The organism is Bradyrhizobium sp. SZCCHNRI2009 (assembly GCF_032485115.1).
GTDB lineage: Bacteria > Pseudomonadota > Alphaproteobacteria > Rhizobiales > Xanthobacteraceae > Bradyrhizobium.
This window is the reverse complement of sequence record NZ_JAUEUH010000005.1, coordinates 268,587-286,609: the sequence shown is the minus strand read 5'-3', so window position 1 is coordinate 286,609 and position 18,023 is coordinate 268,587. Positions and strand designations below refer to the sequence as shown.

The window sequence follows — 18,023 nt, the reverse complement described above, 5'->3', positions numbered from 1 at the left end:
GAGCGGCATGGTCTTACAAGCTCACGGCGAGCAGGTCTGCGCCGCGACGCAATACGACCCGATCTTGTTCAATTCGATCGACGATCCACCCTTCGCTGATAACGGCGCCTGCGAACAGCTTCTGACCGCGTCCATCAATGACATACGGCCCATTTCCGGCCCAAATCGCCTGAACGGTCAAAGGGGCGCTACGCTTTACAGATTTCGCCTCGACCTGGCTCGTCAACACGATGGCAATGCCGAACGTGCCGTCGAACCATCGCTCAATGTCGCGCCACCTGCCTAACGCCGCGGGTTCAATGCTTCCTCTCGCCGTGATGGCGTTTGAGTCGCTGACAATCTCGACGGTCGTGAGGCCCGCAGTCAGCAATCGCTGGCGCAGCGCGTCCGCCGCGCTGTTCAAATCCGCCACCGGCGCGCCGGGCTCCGCGCCGGCCCGTCCCGTTCTGTCCTGGCCGGGCAGTCGTGCGGGCGTAAGGGTGGGGGCGGGCGAATTGGGCGCGTGCCTGCTCGGATATTTCGTCGAACAGTCGGAGTCGCAGCGGGGGGATCTCAGCCGCTCAGCTGTGGCATAGCCGCCATCGCCGGGCACCTTGTCCGCACCAGCGGGAAATCCCTGCAGAAGCAGGGCTAGACAGACCAGGATCGCGGCGGTGCCGAGTCCATACCTCAAGAAGGTATAGCGGGTCGTTCTGCGCTTGCGGGTGAAGCGGAGCTGAATTCCATTCAGAACGACATCGGCCGGATAACGACTGATCCGTGCTTCTCCGGCACCGAGCAGGGTGCCGTTCAGCAGAACATTATCTGCGGTGCCTTCGATTTCGCAACAGTCCGCCTCTAGCGCGAACCGCGCGTGCAAAGGAGCCAGACAGTCATCCATGAGAACGACATCGGCGTCCATCGAGTGACCCACCAGATAGGTCCCGGCGTCGAGTTCTTGCCTGACCCCGGCATGAAGGCCCGATCGGATTGTGAGTTCGAATGGGGACGGTGATGCCGGCATTCTCTGCCTCTCCATCAGGGCCTAGCAGCCATGTTGGCAGCGGAGCGCTCGGTACGAACGCCCCGTGCCGTAAGCGGTTGGTAGCTGTCCGAGGGCGATCGCTGGATCAGCCGACGTTCGGGCGCTGCTGCGCGACCGTCTCGATCGATCCCCAGTGCGTCTTCTTGGTCGTGATCTCGGCATTCGTCTTGATCGCTTCGTCGAAGGCACTCTTCATCTTCGCGATCGCGCTATCGATGCTCGAGTTCGATGACGTCGTCGAAGAAACGGAGCCTGTTGAATGGGACATCGCTTTATCTCTCTATGTTCGTGTTGCGTTGAGGATTGGGCTGTCGGGGAATGCCCTCCAGCCGGGAAGTGATCGTTAGCGTTGTCCACGCTGATCACCTCTCGGCTGAAGCGGCGGCTTGGATCCCGTCCCGAGGCGCACCTTGTGAGGTACGCCTCTCGCGCTTCCTTCAACGTCCTGGTCTCATCGCTCTCGTCGCGTTGCGAGAATGAGGCCTCGTTGCTTTACTCAGCTCTGTCGGTGATATGGTTGTCGGCCGAGAGGTGTCCCGCGGAGCGGTCGCATGGCGATCCCGAGCTTGAATCCGCGAGTTGCAGAATGATCGAGGAAAGCTTGTCGAGGATGTTGTTCTTCGTCGCTTGGTCAAGGCCCTTTGCCTCTGAGACTTGGCTGACGAGCTGATTCAGCGTCTTGAGTATCGAGCTGTTCGCGCCGGGTTGATGGGATGGGCCGGACACGAGTTGCTTCAGGATCTTCGCGATCCCGTCGAGCAGCTGACCTTTGGCGGGATCGCTGGGCCCAGTGGAATTCGTGATCTGATGGGTCAGGTCACCAAGGATCTTGGCAACGCGGCCGTTGTTCCGCGCGTCGCACTGGCTCGGTCCGCCCCTCAGGATGCTGATGGCCGCCGAGATCAGAGCCGCCTTGTCTGCAGGTGTCTTTGCGTCCGCGACCAATCCAAGAACGTCCGATGCTATGGAAGACGTCCGCGGATCTTGCTGCTGCGAAGCGGGCGGCATCGACGACTGCCACCAATCCCCCGCATCACAGCGATGAGCCGGATGAGCTGACGACCCGCCGAGCGTGGGCTGAAATCCTGCAAAGCCGGGCCAGGACGACGCGTGTCCGTGCGGACCCATCATGTGACCGGTGTGAGCTTCACGTGAGGATGATGCGTGGGAGCTGACCCTAGACATGCAACTCTCTCCTTGTTTGCGATCCGATGTCTTATCTGTCTTGTTCTGAGCAAAGGGTCTAACGAGGCGTCAGTCGGCAGGCTCCGTCACGGATCCGGGGTTGCACTATTCTCGTCGCCAACGGATGCCATCTCCTGAATACCGTCCTGAGCAACAGTCATGAGCATGAACGCGGCCGCCTGCGGCATTGCGCTGAGAAACGCCTCCTCGAACTTTGCTTGATCCTCAGCCGAGACTGCCTCGCTGCTGCTCGAGGCGCTTGCCATCGCGGTCGTCATGCTCGATGCTTCTACGGCCATTCTGACCCTCCTTTGATCCGTCCGGTCGATCTGGCAGGACTTGCGAACCCGTTGATCTGCGTCATGGCACGTCGCCTGGGGCGTTGAGCTTGACCACTTGGACGTGCTCCCCGCGATAGACGGTGACGGACGATGGCTGGTCAGCTCGAGGCTTCAGTGCTGCGAGCGTACGCTCCACCGCTTGGATGTATTGCGGGGGACCCGAGACCAGGGCCATGTCGGCCTGCTTGATGGATCTGAGTGAGAATCGCGCGTCGGAGAGCGCGAGATCGCGAAGTGCGGCTTCGAGACGCTGGAGCGGCACGGCACCGAGTTGAACGAGCCTGCTCGAAGCTTCCTTGTTGCTAGTGACATAAATCCGGAAGCCGTCGAAATACCAGTCGAGTCCGTAGTTCCGGGATAGATGCTCGATGAATTCTCTTGCCTTGAGTTCAGGCAGAGGCCCGCGCACACGTCCCCGTACTTCCGGGCTCACCTCTAACCGCAGGCCGGTATTTCGTCCGAATTCCTGAAGAACGTTGCCAAGGTCTTGGTCGACGATGGTGTACCTGTAGGACTCGGTCGGCCAAGCAGGTTCACCCGCGTCTGCGGACGTGGTGTGGATTGCAGCCGCCGAGAGCGTCAGGCAGACGGTCGCGATCGCAGCCCCGCTGCGCAATGGGACCAGAACCCGAGATGCCAAAGGGTCGCATGGGAAAACGTGGCCTTCGTGCGGCCTTGTCGCGGAACAATCGTGGCAATCGTGTAGTTGATCGCGCGTACCCACGAGCAGACTCACATGTACTTGTTGCTATCAGCTCATCTCATTCAATCACAGCGGTCGCGGGTGCGTCGGAGAATATATTAGGAAAATATTATGCTCTGCCCCGCTGGGCGCCGTGCAAAGCTCTGTCTGATCCGTTGTGCAAGCCATGGTCCGGCTGTCCTTGTGAGTCATTATTTGTTTGGAGTGAGCAATGGCGAGAGCACGAGGGGTCCTGAGACGGCATGGAGCGGTGACATGACGACGATTGCGCCGTTGGGTGGCGTCACAGCTTCCGGAACAGTTGGTGTCAGTTTCGGAGCCGTTGAGCCCGGAGCGGCCGCCCAGCAGTCGTTTCAGGACGCTCTGCATAGATCGGTCACTAAACTGCCTATGGAGCCTGAGCACGCCGTCGACCAACTCGGCGGCAAGGTGATGGAGTGGATGGAGAGTTCGTACGAGCGGGTCCAGCGCAATGTCGCGCCCGAGCTCAATCTCATGCCGGAGCCGGCAGCATCCGGTCCAGCATCTTCCAACATTGGCGGAACGGCCCTGGGAGCGGACAAGCCAGACGCGGGCCGTCAGGCCCTGCAAATGCTGGAGTACGCATTCTCGTTTGCCATTGAGGCGACGCTGATGTCGAAAATCTCGACCGAGTCGACCCGGATCTTCAACACGTTCTTGAAGGGACAATGAGAATGGCCGGTTGCGGCAAACAATGGCTGGCCGCTCGAGGGCGCGGATTGAATTTGGCGCTGGTGCTGGGCTTGGCGTTCATGCTGAGCGGTTGCAAGGGTGAGCTCTATAGCCGCTTGAGCGAGAAGGAGGCTAATCTGATGGTGGCCCTTCTGCTGCACCACGGCATCGCCGCCGACCGACTCCAGGCAAAGGACTTCAGCAATACTGTCAGGGTCGAGCAGGAGCGATTTGCCGACGCTGTGACGCTGCTGAATGCGTCCGGGTTGCCGCGTGCGAAGTTCGAAGACATGGGCAGCATATTCTCAAGCAATGGTCTGGTGTCGTCACCCACAGAGGAGCGAGTCAGGTTGATTCACGCGCTCAATCAAGAGTTGGCAAGGACGATCATGGAGATCGACGGAGTCATCTCTGCCCGAGTCCACGTGGTGCTGCCTAAGATAGACCCGTTGCGTCACGATCAGGTTCCGTCGTCGGCGGCATCGGTGTTCATCAAGCACGACGCGCGCGCCGAAATCGCCGTGCTCCTACCGCAGATCAAGACCCTCATTGCCAACAGTGTCGAAGGACTGACGTACGACAGGGTGGCCGTGGTTTTCGTGCGTGGCAGTTCGGATCCCGTCGAAGTCAGCCCCTCCACGTCGATCGAGACGACGGCATCCGTTCTATCTCACGACGGATCTGCCCTGCGTGACGGTCCGCTCATCCTGCAGGTGTCAGCCGCGGTAGGGCTGGGGCTGCTGGGATCGATCGGAATCTTCCAGCTCTGGCGCCGGGCACGCGTGGGATATGCGCAACGCAACGCGCCGCGTCGGGAGGCGCGAAGGCCGGCGCGTGATCGGCTGCGTGTCATATCCTAGTGCGATTGAAGTGGGCTTGGCCGGCAAATGAGTAGGCTTGTGCAACCTGGAGCATCCCTTGGCTTGCGTGCTCCGAAGGTCGGCGGTGGCTGCGAACCCGGCGCGCCGGTGGGGCATTGGCCGGTGATCGATATGGACACGTTTTGTCGATTACCGGCACGCTACATCCACGTTGAACGATTTCTCGCGTGCGTACCGGGCGTTTCGCCCGGGCTTGCCGCACGGATTCTCGCCTGCGACCGACTCCACCGAGATATCTCAGAGCGGATCGTTGTGCATTATGAGCTTGATTGCTGCACGGCAGCCGACGTCGCTGACACGCGCAGTCGCATTGCGCTTCTCGACTGTGAGCAGCTATGCCGCGTCGGTGAGCTGGCCGGCGGTGTTTGGCATGCCCACGCAATTCGTTCCACGGTCCTCAAGACTACGCTCCGGGAGCATCTCGGAGAATTCGATTCCCGACTCCACAAGGTCGCGCTCGCCAATATCGATCTGTCGCCCAAACCCGATCGCCCCCCGAATCCATCTGCGCTTGCGGACCTCATCCGAGGTGATGGGATGCAATGTCTCAATGCCGCAATCTGGCGACTCCCCGCCACCTTGCGCAGCCGCATCCTTCTTCGATTTCCGATTAACTCGCCGCTGGGCTCCTCGGTCTCGCGGCGACACCAGCAGCTTGGTCCGGAGATTGTTGATCGCGTTCTAGCCGATGGGATGGTGCCGTGAAAGCCCGCGAGAGTGACAAGCCTGTCGGCACGTTCCATCCGCTCGGACCCGTGGTTCGAGCCGAAGAGGCGGAGACCTGGTTTTCCGCGGCTGCCTCTCTTGCCGACGCCCGGCGGCAATGCGAGCAGATCGCCGCGCAGGCCCGGCTCGCGTTCGAAGAGCAGCGCATGAGAGGCTTTGAGGATGGTCGTCTCGCGGGAGTTGAGGAGGCGGCTCGCCTGATTGCGGAAACGAAGGTCACGGTTGATGATTTCGTCGCCGATCTGCAAGACGAACTTATCACGCTCGTCGTCGAGATCATCAGGGAGATCCTCGGAAGTTTTGAGCCGGACGATCTCGCCGCGCGCGCCATCACCAGAGCACTCGAAGAGATCCGTTCCGGTACGGCCCTCGTGCTGATGACTGCGCCGCAGGAGATGGAGTCCATCCGTGTACGAGTGGCGACGCTGCTGGAGGATGGGGCCGACCAGCTCACCATCGTGTCCGACCCGCAGTTTGCGCCGGGGCGCTGTATGCTTTGGAGCGAGTTCGGGCAGATCGATGTTTCCGTTGACGCTCAACTGGAGCAGCTCGCCTTGGCGCTGCGTGCCGGTTTCGAGGGCGTGGAGCCATGATGCCGGCAGGCTCTGCCACGCACCGACTCGCGCGAATCCTGCCGCAGTTGCGTGAAGCTGCAGGCCGTTCGCAACTGCGCCCGATCCGCGGGCGCGTGATTCAGGTGTCGGGGACCCTCATCAGGGCGATCGTTCCCGATGCGCGTGTTGGCGATATCTGTTTGCTCCGTTCTGCCCATGCCTCGCCTGATCTGCGGGCCGAGATCGTGGGCATCGAAGGCGGAGTCGCGTTGCTGACGCCTCTCGGAGACGTGGCGGGTCTCTCAACAAGAACGGAAGTCGTCTCGACAAGGCAGGCCCTCGGCATCATGGTTGGGCCAGCGCTGCTCGGCCGCGTCGTCGACGGGCTCGGGCGCCCTCTCGACGTTCAGGAACGAGGATGGCCCGAGTTCGACCAGATTCGACGAGTCCGCGGAGCTGCGCCGGCGCCCTTGGCACGGCGGCTCGTTGACGGCCCTTTGTCACTTGGTATCCGGGCGATCGATGGTCTGCTCAGCTGCGGCGAGGGGCAGCGGATCGGCATCTATGGCGAACCCGGCGCGGGCAAATCGTCGCTTGTCGCCCAGATCGTCCAGAACGCGGACGTCGACGTCTGCGTTGTCGCACTGATTGGCGAGCGTGGGCGCGAAGTTCGAGAAATGGTCGAGCGCTGCCTGGCCGGAGCGGCTCGGGCGCGATCAGTCGTGATTGTCGCAACCTCCGACCGGCCGCCGACGGAGCGCGTCACGGCTGCCTATGTCGCCGTGACGATCGCGGAGTACTTCCGGGATTGCAACGCACGCGTGCTCCTAGTGCAGGACAGTGTCACTCGCTTTGCGAGGGCATTGCGTGAGATCGGACTGGCCGCGGGCGAGCCGCCGACGCGCCGGGGCTTTCCGCCGTCGGTGTTTGCGGCATTGCCCGAGTTGCTCGAGCGGTCCGGTCCCGGAGTCGCCGGCTCAATCACCGCATTTTACACCGTGCTGGTTGAGGGGGATGGTACCGCGGATCCGATCGCGGAGGAGACGCGCAGCATTCTGGACGGGCACATCGCGTTGTCACCTAAGCTCGCACAGTCGGCGCATTTCCCTGCGATTGACGTCGTGTCCAGCCTCAGCCGCGTCATGGATCAGGTCGTGACGAGCCGTCATCGCTCTGCAGCCAGGAGGGTGCGTGAACTCATAGCTCGCTATGCAGAGCTTGAGTTCCTGCTGCAGGTTGGGGAGTACAAGGCCGGATCCGATCCGATCGCCGATGAGGCGATCGCCAAGCAGGATGCTATCAAGTCCTTTCTACGGCAGGGCCTCGGCGAGGTCGTTCCGTGGGATCGCACGATCCATCAACTTGAGCAGCTCGCGTCATGAGGTACGATCCACTGCTCACGCGCATACGCAGGATGCGGATCGTTCTCGGAGAGAGGGAGCGGCGGGCGAATTCCGCGCTTCAGCGCGGCGTGGAGGCACAGGTCGAAGCGGCTGCAGAACTGACGCAGATCAATCATGCGCTCGCGTTGCAAGCAGCGGCGCGTGGCGCACGCGAACGTCAGATCTACCAGCAGATGGTAGGGCGTCCAATTTCCGCGCGGGAGATCACCCAACTTGACGCGCAACTCAGGCGCCTCGAGTCGCTGGCAATGGCGCTTGCCGAGCAGCGCCTTGCGAGCATCCGTACGCTCGACCATGCGCGTAACGAAGTTCAGGGTCTACGCCTCGAATTCGTGAAGGCTCATCGGAGGCGTCGCAAGTGGGATGAGTTATCGCAGCAATCACGTCGCCGTCGCGAGGGCCGTGAGACGTTGCTAGAGGAGATGGCTAATTCGGACGGCAGGGCGGCGGGGCGGCAAGCATGAACGCGCCATTCCCCGCTCGCAGGCGCGGAGCGCCTGACGGTGAGATCACCGAATTTCATCCGGACGTGCTATCCATCGCTGATGTTCTACGTGCCCGTCGTTGGTGTCGGCGACTGGCTGAACTCACCTGCGAGTTGGCGGGTCTGCCGCTGCGGATTTCCTTCTCGGGCGCCTCCTCGGGCGTTTGGAGCCGGCCGGCGTGTCGTCTGCATTTTACGATCGGCGGTGATCCATGCGCCGTAAGTCTGCCTGTCGAGGTGATCGATGCAACGCTGCAGGCGATTGATGGTCCGCCTCGAACTACGCTCGCCGAGCCCGATCTGCTGCTTCTGATCGAGTTCGCCTGCGCCGCCATACTTGATGCAATCGAGGAGACGCTCGGCCTCCCCGTCATCCTCACGCATGCTTCCTTCGATGGCAGCGTTCCGGACTCGATCGGAATCCTGTGTCGCGGCAGGTTTGGCGAACGATCGTTCAGTGCTTACCTGTCTTTACCAGAGCCATACGAATCCCGTTTGGCAAATCAAGTTCAAGCATTGGGTCCGGCTGCCGCCGCCGGAGTTCCGATCTGCGCGGCCTTCCGGCTTGGTGTTACGCGCGTTAGCGCCCGCTTGCTTGCGAGCTTACGGCCGGGAGACATCGTGATCATCGAACACGCGATGCCGGATGGACGCGTCGCCGCCGTCTTCGGCGAGCGTCGTCTCACCTCATGCCGCTTCGAGGGAAGCGACGCGACAGTGGTGGACACGTTGCACCAGATCAGAGGCGATCTTCATCATCATTGGACGGCTGTGGACATGACGGCACATGAAAGCGTCGATACAGGCGCAGACGATGTGAGCCTGGACGACCTCCAGATCAAGCTCCTATTTGAGATCGGCCAGCTCGAGATACCTCTCGGCGAGTTGCGCATGATTGCGCCCGGCTATGTCTTCAATCTCGGTCGGGATCCGCGACATGCAATTGAGATACACGCGGGGAATCGGCGGATCGGGCAGGGCGAGATCGTCAGGATCGGCGAGGCAATCGGCGTGCGGATCAACAGATTGTTCAATCACGAATGAGCTGAAGCCGTGACCCAGTTCAATTTGTTCGCTGTTCTCGCGGTCATCGCCGGACTTGGCCTTGTCATCTTTGTCGTCGTGACGATGACATCGTTCGTCAAGATCGCCGTGGTCCTGTTCCTGATCCGGAACGCGCTGGGAGTGCAGCAGACGCCTCCAAACCTCGTGCTCTATGCCATTGCGCTGGTTCTGACGGCCTATGTCAGCGCGCCGCTAGTGGAGACCGTGTATGAGCGCGTCAATGATCGTCCCAGCGAGTTTCAAACCTTTACCGACTGGAAAGATGCTGCTGAGCGGGCAGGCCAGCCAATTCGCGAACATCTGAGCCGGTTCACGACGGTCGCGGAGCGAGAGTTTTTCGTCACCGCCACCGGCAGCTTATGGCCCGATAGCAGCAGGGCCAAGCTATCGAGCGAAGATCTCGTTATCCTCGTTCCCTCCTTCATGAGCTCGGAGCTCAAGCGCGCCTTCGAGATCGGATTCCTGCTCTATCTGCCCTTCATCGCGATTGATCTCGTGGTGTCCGCGGTTTTGATGTCCCTGGGCATGTCGATGGTGCCGCCATCGACGATCTCCGTCCCATTCAAGTTGTTCTTGTTCGTGATGGTCGAGGGCTGGTCCAAGCTGATGCATGGCCTGGTGTTGAGTTACGGATAGCCTGCGAGATGGGGAGGGGAAGCAATGGGCCAAGCAACGATCGTCGATCATCTGGTCAGGGGTCTGACGGTCGTTCTCATATTTGCCATGCCTCCCCTGGGTGTGGCGATGGTTGTTGGCCTCTTCGTCTCAATTCTTCAGGCCGCAACCCAGATTCAGGATCAGGTGCTGCCGCAGACGATCAAACTGATTGCCGTCGTGGCCACGCTGGCGGTGTTCGGCGCAGTGTTGGCGGCACCGCTGATCCAATATGCCGATCAGATCCTTGCGGATTTTCCTGCACTGACGCGTTGACGGGCCTTCCCTTCATAGCGCTCGGAGGGACATGGGCGACGCGGAGTGGCGATGGGGCTTGACCTCATGCCGTTGGACAGCATCGAGGCGGGGGCCAATCTCGTCTTCCGTCATCTTCTTTCGTTGGCGCTCGCCATCGCGCGTCCCAGCGCCTTCGTCATGACCTTTCCGGTGTTTGTTCGCCTCGGGCTGACCGGCTTGATTCGTGGTGCCTTCGTGGTCGCGATCTCGCTACCGGTCATGACCGGACTTGTTGAGGTGCTTCCTCCGATCGGCACGCAAACATTGCGATTGGTCGCGGTCGGGTTCAAGGAAGCGATCATCGGAGGGCTCCTTGGTCTGCTGCTTGGGATCCCGTTCTGGGCCGCCGAGGTCGCGGGCGACCTGCTCGACTACGAACGTCAGGCCCCCGATGCCCAGCTTCAGGATCCCAACGCCATGACCGAGTCCACCGCGTCTGGCACGCTTTTTATGCTCGCTGCGGTGGTTCTGTTCGTCGCAGCCGACGGCTTTCATAGCGTCGTCGAAGCCCTTTATGGCAGCTACAGGCTCTGGCCGGTCATTGAGCTCGCGCCGTTGCTACGCGCGGAGAGCGGCCTATTGGCGCTGGAAATGCTCGTCCGCGTGCTGCAGTTGGCATTGATCCTGGCATTCCCAGTGCTGGCGGCCATGTTCGTTGCGATGTTCGCGCTGATGGTGATCGCCCGTTTCGCACCGCAGTTGAATGTGTTCGATCTTTCGATGGCGGCGCGCAACTTGGTCTATTTCCTGGTTCTGCCGCCCTATGCGGCCGTTCTGCTCGATCACTTCGGTACTCAGCTTGGAGAGTTGACCGGAATCCTGGACCAGCTAGGGCAGTTCCTGCGATGAGTGAGGATGGCGGCACTGAGGAGCGGACGCTGCCTCCGAGCGAGCGGAAGTTACGTAAGGCGCGCGAAAAGGGACAGGTCTTTCGCAGCACCGATATGGTCGCCGGTGCATGCCTGTCGTCCATGCTGCTCTATCTCTGGCTGATCTTGCCGGAGCTTTTCGCGCGGCTACGGGGAGCCATGATGCTCGTGGGCGATGCGGGCGGGCAACCGTTTCGGGAAGCTGCGGGCACGATCGGAACGATGATGTACGAAGCCGCCGTGCCATACCTTGCAAGGGGGGCGGCCATCGTCGTCCTAATGTCCCTCGTCGTCAACGTCGCCGTCACCAAGGGGATCGTCTTCAGCCTTGACCCTATCAAGCCCCGCGCAGAGCGCTTGCATCCCGCAAAGGGTTTGAAGCGAATTTTCGCGCTCAAGAGCCTGATCGAGCTGGTGAAGAGTCTGGTCAAGACGACCCTGCTCGTCACGATCTCGGTTTTCGTCCTCGCGATGTCGCTCAACTCCTTGGTTCACACGCCAGGATGCGGCCTTTCGTGCCTCGCGCCGGTGATCGGGGCGGTGATGGCACCGCTCGTCGTCGCGGCAATCGTCGTGCTGATGGTGGGCGGCCTTATCGACGTTCTCTTGCAGCGCGGACTGTTCATGCGCGAGATGCGGATGACACGAAGCGAGGCGAAGCGCGAGCGGAGAGACCAGGAGGGCCTGCCGGAGGTGCGCTCCGCACAACGCCGTCAGCGTCAATCGCTGGCGCACGGGGGAGGGCGGGGAGGAATCGAAAGCGCAACACTGGTCATTGAGGGCGACGATGTGATGGTCGGGTTGCGCTATGTTCCGGGTGAGACACAGGTCCCAAGGCTTGTGTGCAAGGGACGTTCCGTCCGCGCGCACAACCTCACCGAAGCTGCCACTGAGCTCGGCATTCCTCGTCTGCGCAATCCAGACCTTGCAGCGGAACTCGATCGCCGCATCGCCCAGGACCATTACATCACTGAGGAGTTTTTCCAGCCAGTGGCGTCGGCGTTGCGCGCGAGCGGCATGTCCTGACTGTCGCTGCGCCGCCCAACAGTATTTTCATAATATATTCCGGATCAGCGGCTGGCTGACGTCCTACAATGCCGCTCGGAGTTCACCGAATGGGCTGCACGGCTGACGATATGCGCCGGCCAAAGCAGCACTGTCGCCATTGACGGGGAGACGCGCGAATGCGGATAGATGACGCAGGTGGTGGTTCGGTCGTCGCCAGCCCGCCGCCTCCGCCGCCACCCCCGCCACCACCTCCTCCGCCGCCGCCACCTCCGCGGCCGAAGTCCACGGCGTCGTCTTCGGGCATGCTCGATCGCAATTCGACGCACAGCGTTGGATCGTCATCGACGGCACCTTTGCCGCTCTTTCAGCCCGCTCGGCCATTCATGGGTCCGGTTCTGCAACCGACGCCTGTGTTGTTTGGTCCCCCTGTTCCGCCGAAGGCGGTGGCCGCGTGTCCGGGGGTCCCCGCCCCGGCGTCGGCGGCGCCGGTCCCAGACGCCGTTTCGCAGGCAAAAGCGGTTCAGACAAAGGCGCAGACGACACTCGATGGTGATGCTGGAAAGCTGCATAAACTGCAGACCGAACTGAATGATGCACAGGGAACGAAGGCTCCGATCGGGTACGGTCGCGGCGCGGGCGCCGCGGCGGCTGCGCATCAAGCCCATATCAGCGATCTGAAGAAGCAGGTTGCGGCCGCTCAGCAGCAAGTCACCGCCGACCAGGCGGTGTTGAGTTCGGCCAAGAGCAATCTGAGTGCTGCACAACGCATCGACGCCGCCGCAGCGAACTACAAGCCGGCACCGCCGCCGGTCACCGTGAAAGATCCAGTCGCGCGGAAAGTTGCCCCGCTCGTCGACGCGGCCTCGGCCCAGGTTTCCGCGGGAAAGGCCAAGGTCACCGCCGATACGGCTGCTCTCGAGCAGACCAAATCGCAGCTCGGCCGTCTGGACACCGAGATGGACCGGGGGATCAGCGCCGGAACATTGCACCGTCTGTCGTTGCTGAATCAGCAGCAGGATGCGCAGCAACACAAGCTGGCGACGGACCAGCGCAAGCTTGATGCCGCGAGCGCCGACCTTGCGGCAGGGAAAAGCGTCGTCTACGGGCAGCAGGCCGCGGCGGACAAGAAAGAGCTCGAGAGCGCTTCCACAGCGCTGAAGAAAGCCGGTGTCACGATCGACCAGAACGAAAATCCGACCCAGGCGAATTTGACGCCATCGCAGCTGCGCGCCTATGACGACTTCACCGTGGCGCGGAGCAAGCTCAACGCCGATGTCGGCATGGTCGCGCAGGGCAAGGCCCAGCTCCAGTATTATGCTTCGAATTACGAGAAATACGGGACGGTTGCGAAGGATGCCCAGGATCGGGTGAACGACGCTCTGCATCCATTGGGGTACACCGTACGTGCAACGCGCGGCAGCGATCCGCAGCAGGCATCGCTCGATCTCAAGCTCGCGAACGGGAATGCTGATTACCAGAATGCAGGCTGGGCCGCGGCTCAGCACCGAGTGGCATTTGCGGCGGCAGCGCAGACCGATCTTGAGGCAGCGCAGGACTCCGATCTTGCCAAATTGTCCCCGCAAGCCCGGCAGACCGCTACCACGGCGAAGATCGACTACGATCAGGCAAGCGCCTATCAGAACAAAGTCGGGACCGACCTCGCCCTGATCAAGGGCCACCAGGCCGTCTCGGATGCGCAGGCCGCCTATATCAAGAATCCGACGGCCGCCACGGAGCTCAAGCTGAACCAAGCGCAGCATCAGTTGCGCGAGCTCTCGACAATGTCCGACATTGCGACGGCGGGCTTCAAGTCGGCAACCGGGCTTGCCTACGCCGACCGGCGCAATACGACATTGGCTAATCTGGAGCAGACCTATAGCCATGTTCCCTTGCCCTCAAACTCGCCGGTGTTGCAGCAGATAGCGCAGGCAAGAACTGATGCGGCATCGGCCGGCCTGATCACGAAAGAGCTGGCTGCAACGACCAACAGGCTGGTTCAGGATTATCGTGTCACACAGAGCGAGGCGGCGGTCGCGACCGCGCAGCAGTCCGCCAACACTGATTTGGTACAAGCTGGCAATGTACAGGCTGTAGGTTTCACCAAAGCGGGCAGCGCCCTGACGACGGCTCAGCAATCGCTTCAATATGCACAGCTTCAACAGAAGCTGGCTCAATATCAGCTGCTGGACTCTCAGTTTCGGCTGACGTTGCCGCAAAATCTACTCGATCCGCAAACGGCCGCTGACCAGAGCGCGCTCTCGCATGCGTACAATACATTCTTTGCGCAGCATCCGGGCGCCTTGAGCGATGGCGCGGTCGCTGAGCAGCTTGCGAGCCTCAAGGACGCGAACGCGCGAGTGGATATCGGTCAAGGGCTGCATGAGCTGCAGGATGCCATCGACAGGGAAGACAAAGCGCTCGGCAACCGCAGCCTTCTGCAGAAGGGCGGCGATTGGGTCGGGGGACTGTTCGGTGCCAACCGGTCTGAGCTCGAGTCGGATCTGCAGGACAAAAAAGAGGCGCTCACGGCCCTGCAGAAAAATCAGGGAGGGATGACTGCCCAGGAGGTCAATGCCCAGTATCTGAACATCATGGGTAATCTGGCCACCCAGAATGACCGGATGTTCGAGAACGAGCGCAAGACCGACGCCAATTGGTCGAGTGCACAGGAAGTCGTGCGCGACGTCGCGATCGCCGCGGCTGCGACCGCGGTTACGATGGCCACGGCCGGAGCCGGCGCGCCGGTCTTGGCCGCCCTCGCGGCGGGCACATTGGTGGGAACGGGAACGGCCGAAGCCATCGACACGGCCCAGAATGCAGCAACTGTGTTCGGTGGCGGCGACATTCACAGCAATTCTCACATCTCACTCGATGCGGCGCTGACCAACAACTTCTTCAAGGGTGGCGGCAGCTGGGATGAGGTGAAGCAGGCGGGCGTCGATGCGACCGTATCGGGCGTGCAGTCCCTGGGCGCAGCAGGCGGGGCGTTGACGGGCGGAGCGACGGAGGCCTTCATTACGCGCGGCCTCGACCAGGCCGCAAGCTCGGTCGTCTCGAAGCTGGCAACCGGATCAACGGTCATGGTCGCCAATCAGGGGGTCATGGGCCTCGGCAACGTCGCGGGGACCTATGTCGAGTCCCAGTATCAGCTCTCCGAGGGACGGCTCACGCAGGACGAAGCCAACGCGCAGATGAAGGATGCGTTCTCGGGATACTTCAAGAATGTCGCGATGGCCGGGGTGACTGGCGGTCTGACGAAGTTCGTCGACGGCAAGGTCGCCGTGCGGACCGCAAGCGCGGCACGGCCGAATGGCCTCGTGTCGAACCCGCTTTATCAGACAGCCTCCCAGCTGGGCGCGAACACCATGCTGACTGCGGGTCCCGGCCTCCTGTCAGGCAAGGCGCCGACCACGCAAGACTATCTGTCCATCGGACTCAATACAGTTTCCGGTGTGGCTTCTCATCACTATCAGCAGAGCAGATCCCGCACCGCGACCGAAGCGGGCCTTGCCGGACAGCCCGCTGCGCTCGACGCGGGAAGGAAGGTGTTTGACGCCTATCAAGGTCGGACGAGCGGCTCAGCGCCGAATGGCATCCGGCTGCAGGCCATGGATCCTGCCGATTTCGCCCGTGCATATCAAAAAGCCGGCGGCCAGCACGATCCGGCGGCCGTCGATGCTTTCAGCATCGCATCGGATCAGGGGCATCGCGTCTATGTGCGGACCGACAGATTGAGCCCGGACGTGGTCGCACACGAGGCCGTGCATGCACTGACCTCGGAATCGTTCAAGAAGCTCGCAAGCACCTTGGTCGTTGATTCAAGCCGGCCGCATTCGAACTTGAACGAAGGTGTGACCGAGTTTCTCGCCTCGCAGGTCGTGCCGCGCCGCGGCACATCGCCCTATGCGACGGAGGCAAAGATCGCGGAGGCCATTCGCGACCGGATGGGGGAGACCGACTTCCACAAGGCGGTTTTCGGAGGCGATCCAGCGGCACTCGCATCGTTCCGGCAGACCGCTTTGGGGTTGCAGGATACGCCAATCAGCCAAGATCACGCGGCCGATTGGGCTCTGGCCGCCTCGACGACACCTCAGGCGGGAGGCGGCGCCAAGCGCATCGCGAATCGATTGAGAGAATGGGTCGCTGCCGCTCCGCCCGCCGCAGCATCGGCAGCCGTTGCCGGCGAACTGGTGTTGGCCACGCATGGTGCGCCGGCATTGGGCGAGGCCATCGCTGATCTTAATCCAGTAGGTCGCGCGTTTTTCAACAGTCCCCTGGCGCATGCGCGGGTTAGGACGTGGCTCGGGTCGTCTCGTGAAGCGGCGGCTCGCGCCGTCGTCGCCTCGAGTTTCGGGACCAACGCCTCGATCAATTTCATGAAGGCTGCGAGTGGATGGCATACAGACAGGGCCGCCGCCATATCGGACGGTTTGCTCGGTCTTGGGCAGGCAGCTTTCGCCTTGCGCAATGGTGTGAGCTCCCAAGCGCTGATGCGCTCGCGCGGGACGAAAGTCGACGTTCTGCCAGGCGATACGATGGTCAGCATTGCCCAAAGGCTTGGCCTCATACCGCGCGACCTCACGCGAAGCAATCCTAGCGTTCAAGACATCAATCCGACAGTTACCGCTCTCAACAGTTCTGGTGCGACATGGGCCGAGATTGCGAAGCGCGAGGGGGTCGATGTCAAGACGCTCGTGGCGCTGAACCTGGATCGGCATGGATGGTCGATCCCCGCTCGGAAGGATTCCGCAGGCGCATCCGTTCCGGCAGTCGATGACGCACGCGTGCAAGCCGGTCAAAGCCCGCAGGAGTTTCTCGACAGCCACAGCACCTCGCTGCGATCGATCGCCAAGGCCAACGCCAAGAATGTAGCGCCCGCCGAGATCCTGGTTCCTCAGCGGCTTCGTCAGGTCACGAATGGCGTGACCTACGGGGAATTTGCAACCGATCAGGGACTCAGCCTGAAGCGGCTGTTGGAGGCGAACGGGCACCGTGGTTTGTCCATCCCACCACGACGGGTTTATGATGCAGCGAGCGGTGGCCGCGTGCTTCGCGGGGCAACGACCGATCGCTTGCAACCAGGCGAGTCACTGGAGAGTTTCGCTCGCAGGCATGGTGTCGGGATCAAGAAGCTGATCACGGCAAACAAGGACAGTCGTGCACCTTTGCGAATTGACGTTCCGGGCCAAGCCTCGTCGGCCAGCAACCCAACAGCCGTGACATGGGAACAGATCGCCAAAAAAACCGGTGTGCCTCTCCGACGTCTGTTGTCGATGAGCGGCCAGAATCTGCACGTTCCCGGGCAAAAGCAAGCCGTCGATCTCCAGCCGGGACAATCTCTGAGGGATCTCGCAAAGGAGCATGGCACAACAGTCAGAAAGATCGTGTCCGAGAACCGGACTTGGATCCCCCAGACTTACGAGCTTCCGCGGGCCGGGGCTTGGGTCGGTGACAAGCTCTCGGTCGACCGCGTCTACGATAATCGTGACGTCCAAGATCCGTCGAAGGGCAGGCTGACATGGGTGCAGGTGGCGCGGAGAACGGGGCGCACGACGAAAGAATTGATGAGCTACAATAAGGCCAGCTCTGCAAACAAGAAGGACTTGGCTCCTCCAACTGTAAATATTCCCACCAAGTCAAGTTGGGAAACATCAACCAAATCCGGAAAAGGCCTTCAATTTGTCGGCGCGATTGGGCTCGTTCCGGGCAATCTGGTAGCGGCTGATGTACACGCTCACGCGGGGAACTGGGCGCTCATTGGTCCCGATGTCGGTGTCGCTGTCGGGGTCGGCCTTGCTGCAACGCGTTCAGCGGTCGGGTCCGTTGCGAAGAGTGGTGCAGCAAAGAAATGGGCGAGGGCCCGTCCCCGCGACGCGTGGACCTCCGGACTTTCTTTCGGCGCCAAGGGTTTGATCAAGTACATCGAATCGTTCCGGCCCTAAGGAACGGTTCTGACATTCGGTTCAGTAGATCTGCGTGCCGGATGTCATGTGCCAAGCAGCACTCGTCACTGGTTTGCCGCGGCTCCGATGCGCGCAATCCGACGCTCCGAAATGATTCGCGCGTCGGGGTTCGGCACCAAGCCGCCGAACGCTGAAGGTGCGTTGTTGGACGATATGAAGGACCCGCGATCTCC

Annotated in this window: 16 protein-coding genes; 12 read left to right on the top strand and 4 right to left on the bottom strand. The window is 61.6% G+C overall.

All coding sequences use genetic code 11. The features are described from left to right. Positions 1–13 precede the first annotated feature (13 nt). From QX041_RS19665 to QX041_RS19650, 4 genes are all read right to left on the bottom strand, one after another. Positions 14–1,003, bottom strand: a complete 990-nt coding sequence (locus QX041_RS19665; protein ID WP_316189443.1) for an FHA domain-containing protein — start codon at positions 1,001–1,003, stop codon at positions 14–16. Between the two features lie 513 nt (positions 1,004–1,516). Then, positions 1,517–1,969, bottom strand: coding sequence for a hypothetical protein (locus QX041_RS19660; RefSeq protein ID WP_315751842.1), 453 nt, complete (start codon positions 1,967–1,969; stop codon positions 1,517–1,519). A 326-nt stretch (positions 1,970–2,295) separates the two neighbouring features. Then, entirely contained in the window at positions 2,296–2,508 is a 213-nt protein-coding gene (locus QX041_RS19655; protein WP_315751843.1) for a hypothetical protein, read from the bottom strand. Positions 2,509–2,569: 61 nt separating this feature from the next. Continuing rightward, positions 2,570–3,166: a nodulation protein NolW gene (locus QX041_RS19650; RefSeq protein ID WP_315751844.1), complete on the bottom strand. Its 597-nt coding sequence runs from the start codon at positions 3,164–3,166 to the stop codon at positions 2,570–2,572. 342 nt (positions 3,167–3,508) lie between these two features. On the opposite strand from QX041_RS19650, the gene QX041_RS19645 reads away from it, so the two are divergent. The 12 genes from QX041_RS19645 (at position 3,509) to QX041_RS19590 (ending at position 17,829) form a co-directional block, all read left to right on the top strand. Then, positions 3,509–3,946: a hypothetical protein gene (locus tag QX041_RS19645; RefSeq protein ID WP_315825611.1), complete on the top strand. Its 438-nt coding sequence runs from the start codon at positions 3,509–3,511 to the stop codon at positions 3,944–3,946. Positions 3,947–3,948: 2 nt separating this feature from the next. Beyond that, positions 3,949–4,806: a type III secretion system inner membrane ring lipoprotein SctJ gene (gene sctJ / locus QX041_RS19640; protein ID WP_316166312.1), complete on the top strand. Its 858-nt coding sequence runs from the start codon at positions 3,949–3,951 to the stop codon at positions 4,804–4,806. 63 nt (positions 4,807–4,869) lie between these two features. Next, complete coding sequence (locus tag QX041_RS19635; RefSeq protein ID WP_315825609.1) at positions 4,870–5,532, top strand: SctK family type III secretion system sorting platform protein; 663 nt, start codon at positions 4,870–4,872, stop codon at positions 5,530–5,532. Then, positions 5,529–6,146, top strand: a complete 618-nt coding sequence (gene sctL, locus QX041_RS19630) for a type III secretion system stator protein SctL (protein ID WP_315715069.1) — start codon at positions 5,529–5,531, stop codon at positions 6,144–6,146. The genes QX041_RS19635 and sctL overlap by 4 nt, the downstream gene beginning before the upstream one ends. Continuing rightward, on the top strand, positions 6,146–7,489 hold the full coding sequence (locus tag QX041_RS19625) for a FliI/YscN family ATPase (RefSeq protein WP_410051882.1): 1,344 nt from the start codon (positions 6,146–6,148) through the stop codon (positions 7,487–7,489). The genes sctL and QX041_RS19625 overlap by 1 nt, the downstream gene beginning before the upstream one ends. A gap of 32 nt (positions 7,490–7,521) precedes the next feature. Next, positions 7,522–7,974: a hypothetical protein gene (locus QX041_RS19620; protein ID WP_315825606.1), complete on the top strand. Its 453-nt coding sequence runs from the start codon at positions 7,522–7,524 to the stop codon at positions 7,972–7,974. Beyond that, positions 7,971–9,038, top strand: a complete 1,068-nt coding sequence (gene sctQ, locus QX041_RS19615) for a type III secretion system cytoplasmic ring protein SctQ (protein WP_315825605.1) — start codon at positions 7,971–7,973, stop codon at positions 9,036–9,038. Before QX041_RS19620 ends, sctQ begins: the two co-directional genes overlap by 4 nt. A gap of 9 nt (positions 9,039–9,047) precedes the next feature. Continuing rightward, entirely contained in the window at positions 9,048–9,695 is a 648-nt protein-coding gene (gene sctR, locus QX041_RS19610) for a type III secretion system export apparatus subunit SctR (protein WP_315825604.1), read from the top strand. 24 nt (positions 9,696–9,719) lie between these two features. Beyond that, on the top strand, positions 9,720–9,989 hold the full coding sequence (gene sctS, locus QX041_RS19605; RefSeq protein ID WP_315715074.1) for a type III secretion system export apparatus subunit SctS: 270 nt from the start codon (positions 9,720–9,722) through the stop codon (positions 9,987–9,989). Between the two features lie 51 nt (positions 9,990–10,040). Then, a complete protein-coding gene (sctT, locus tag QX041_RS19600; RefSeq protein ID WP_315715075.1) occupies positions 10,041–10,859 on the top strand; it encodes a type III secretion system export apparatus subunit SctT in 819 nt (272 codons plus the stop codon). Beyond that, the gene (locus tag QX041_RS19595; RefSeq protein ID WP_315715076.1) at positions 10,856–11,905 is read left to right on the top strand and encodes an EscU/YscU/HrcU family type III secretion system export apparatus switch protein; all 1,050 of its coding nucleotides are present in this window, start codon (positions 10,856–10,858) and stop codon (positions 11,903–11,905) included. The genes sctT and QX041_RS19595 overlap by 4 nt, the downstream gene beginning before the upstream one ends. Positions 11,906–12,189: 284 nt before the next feature. Beyond that, a complete protein-coding gene (locus QX041_RS19590; RefSeq protein ID WP_316166310.1) occupies positions 12,190–17,829 on the top strand; it encodes a LysM peptidoglycan-binding domain-containing protein in 5,640 nt (1,879 codons plus the stop codon). Positions 17,830–18,023 lie beyond the last annotated feature (194 nt).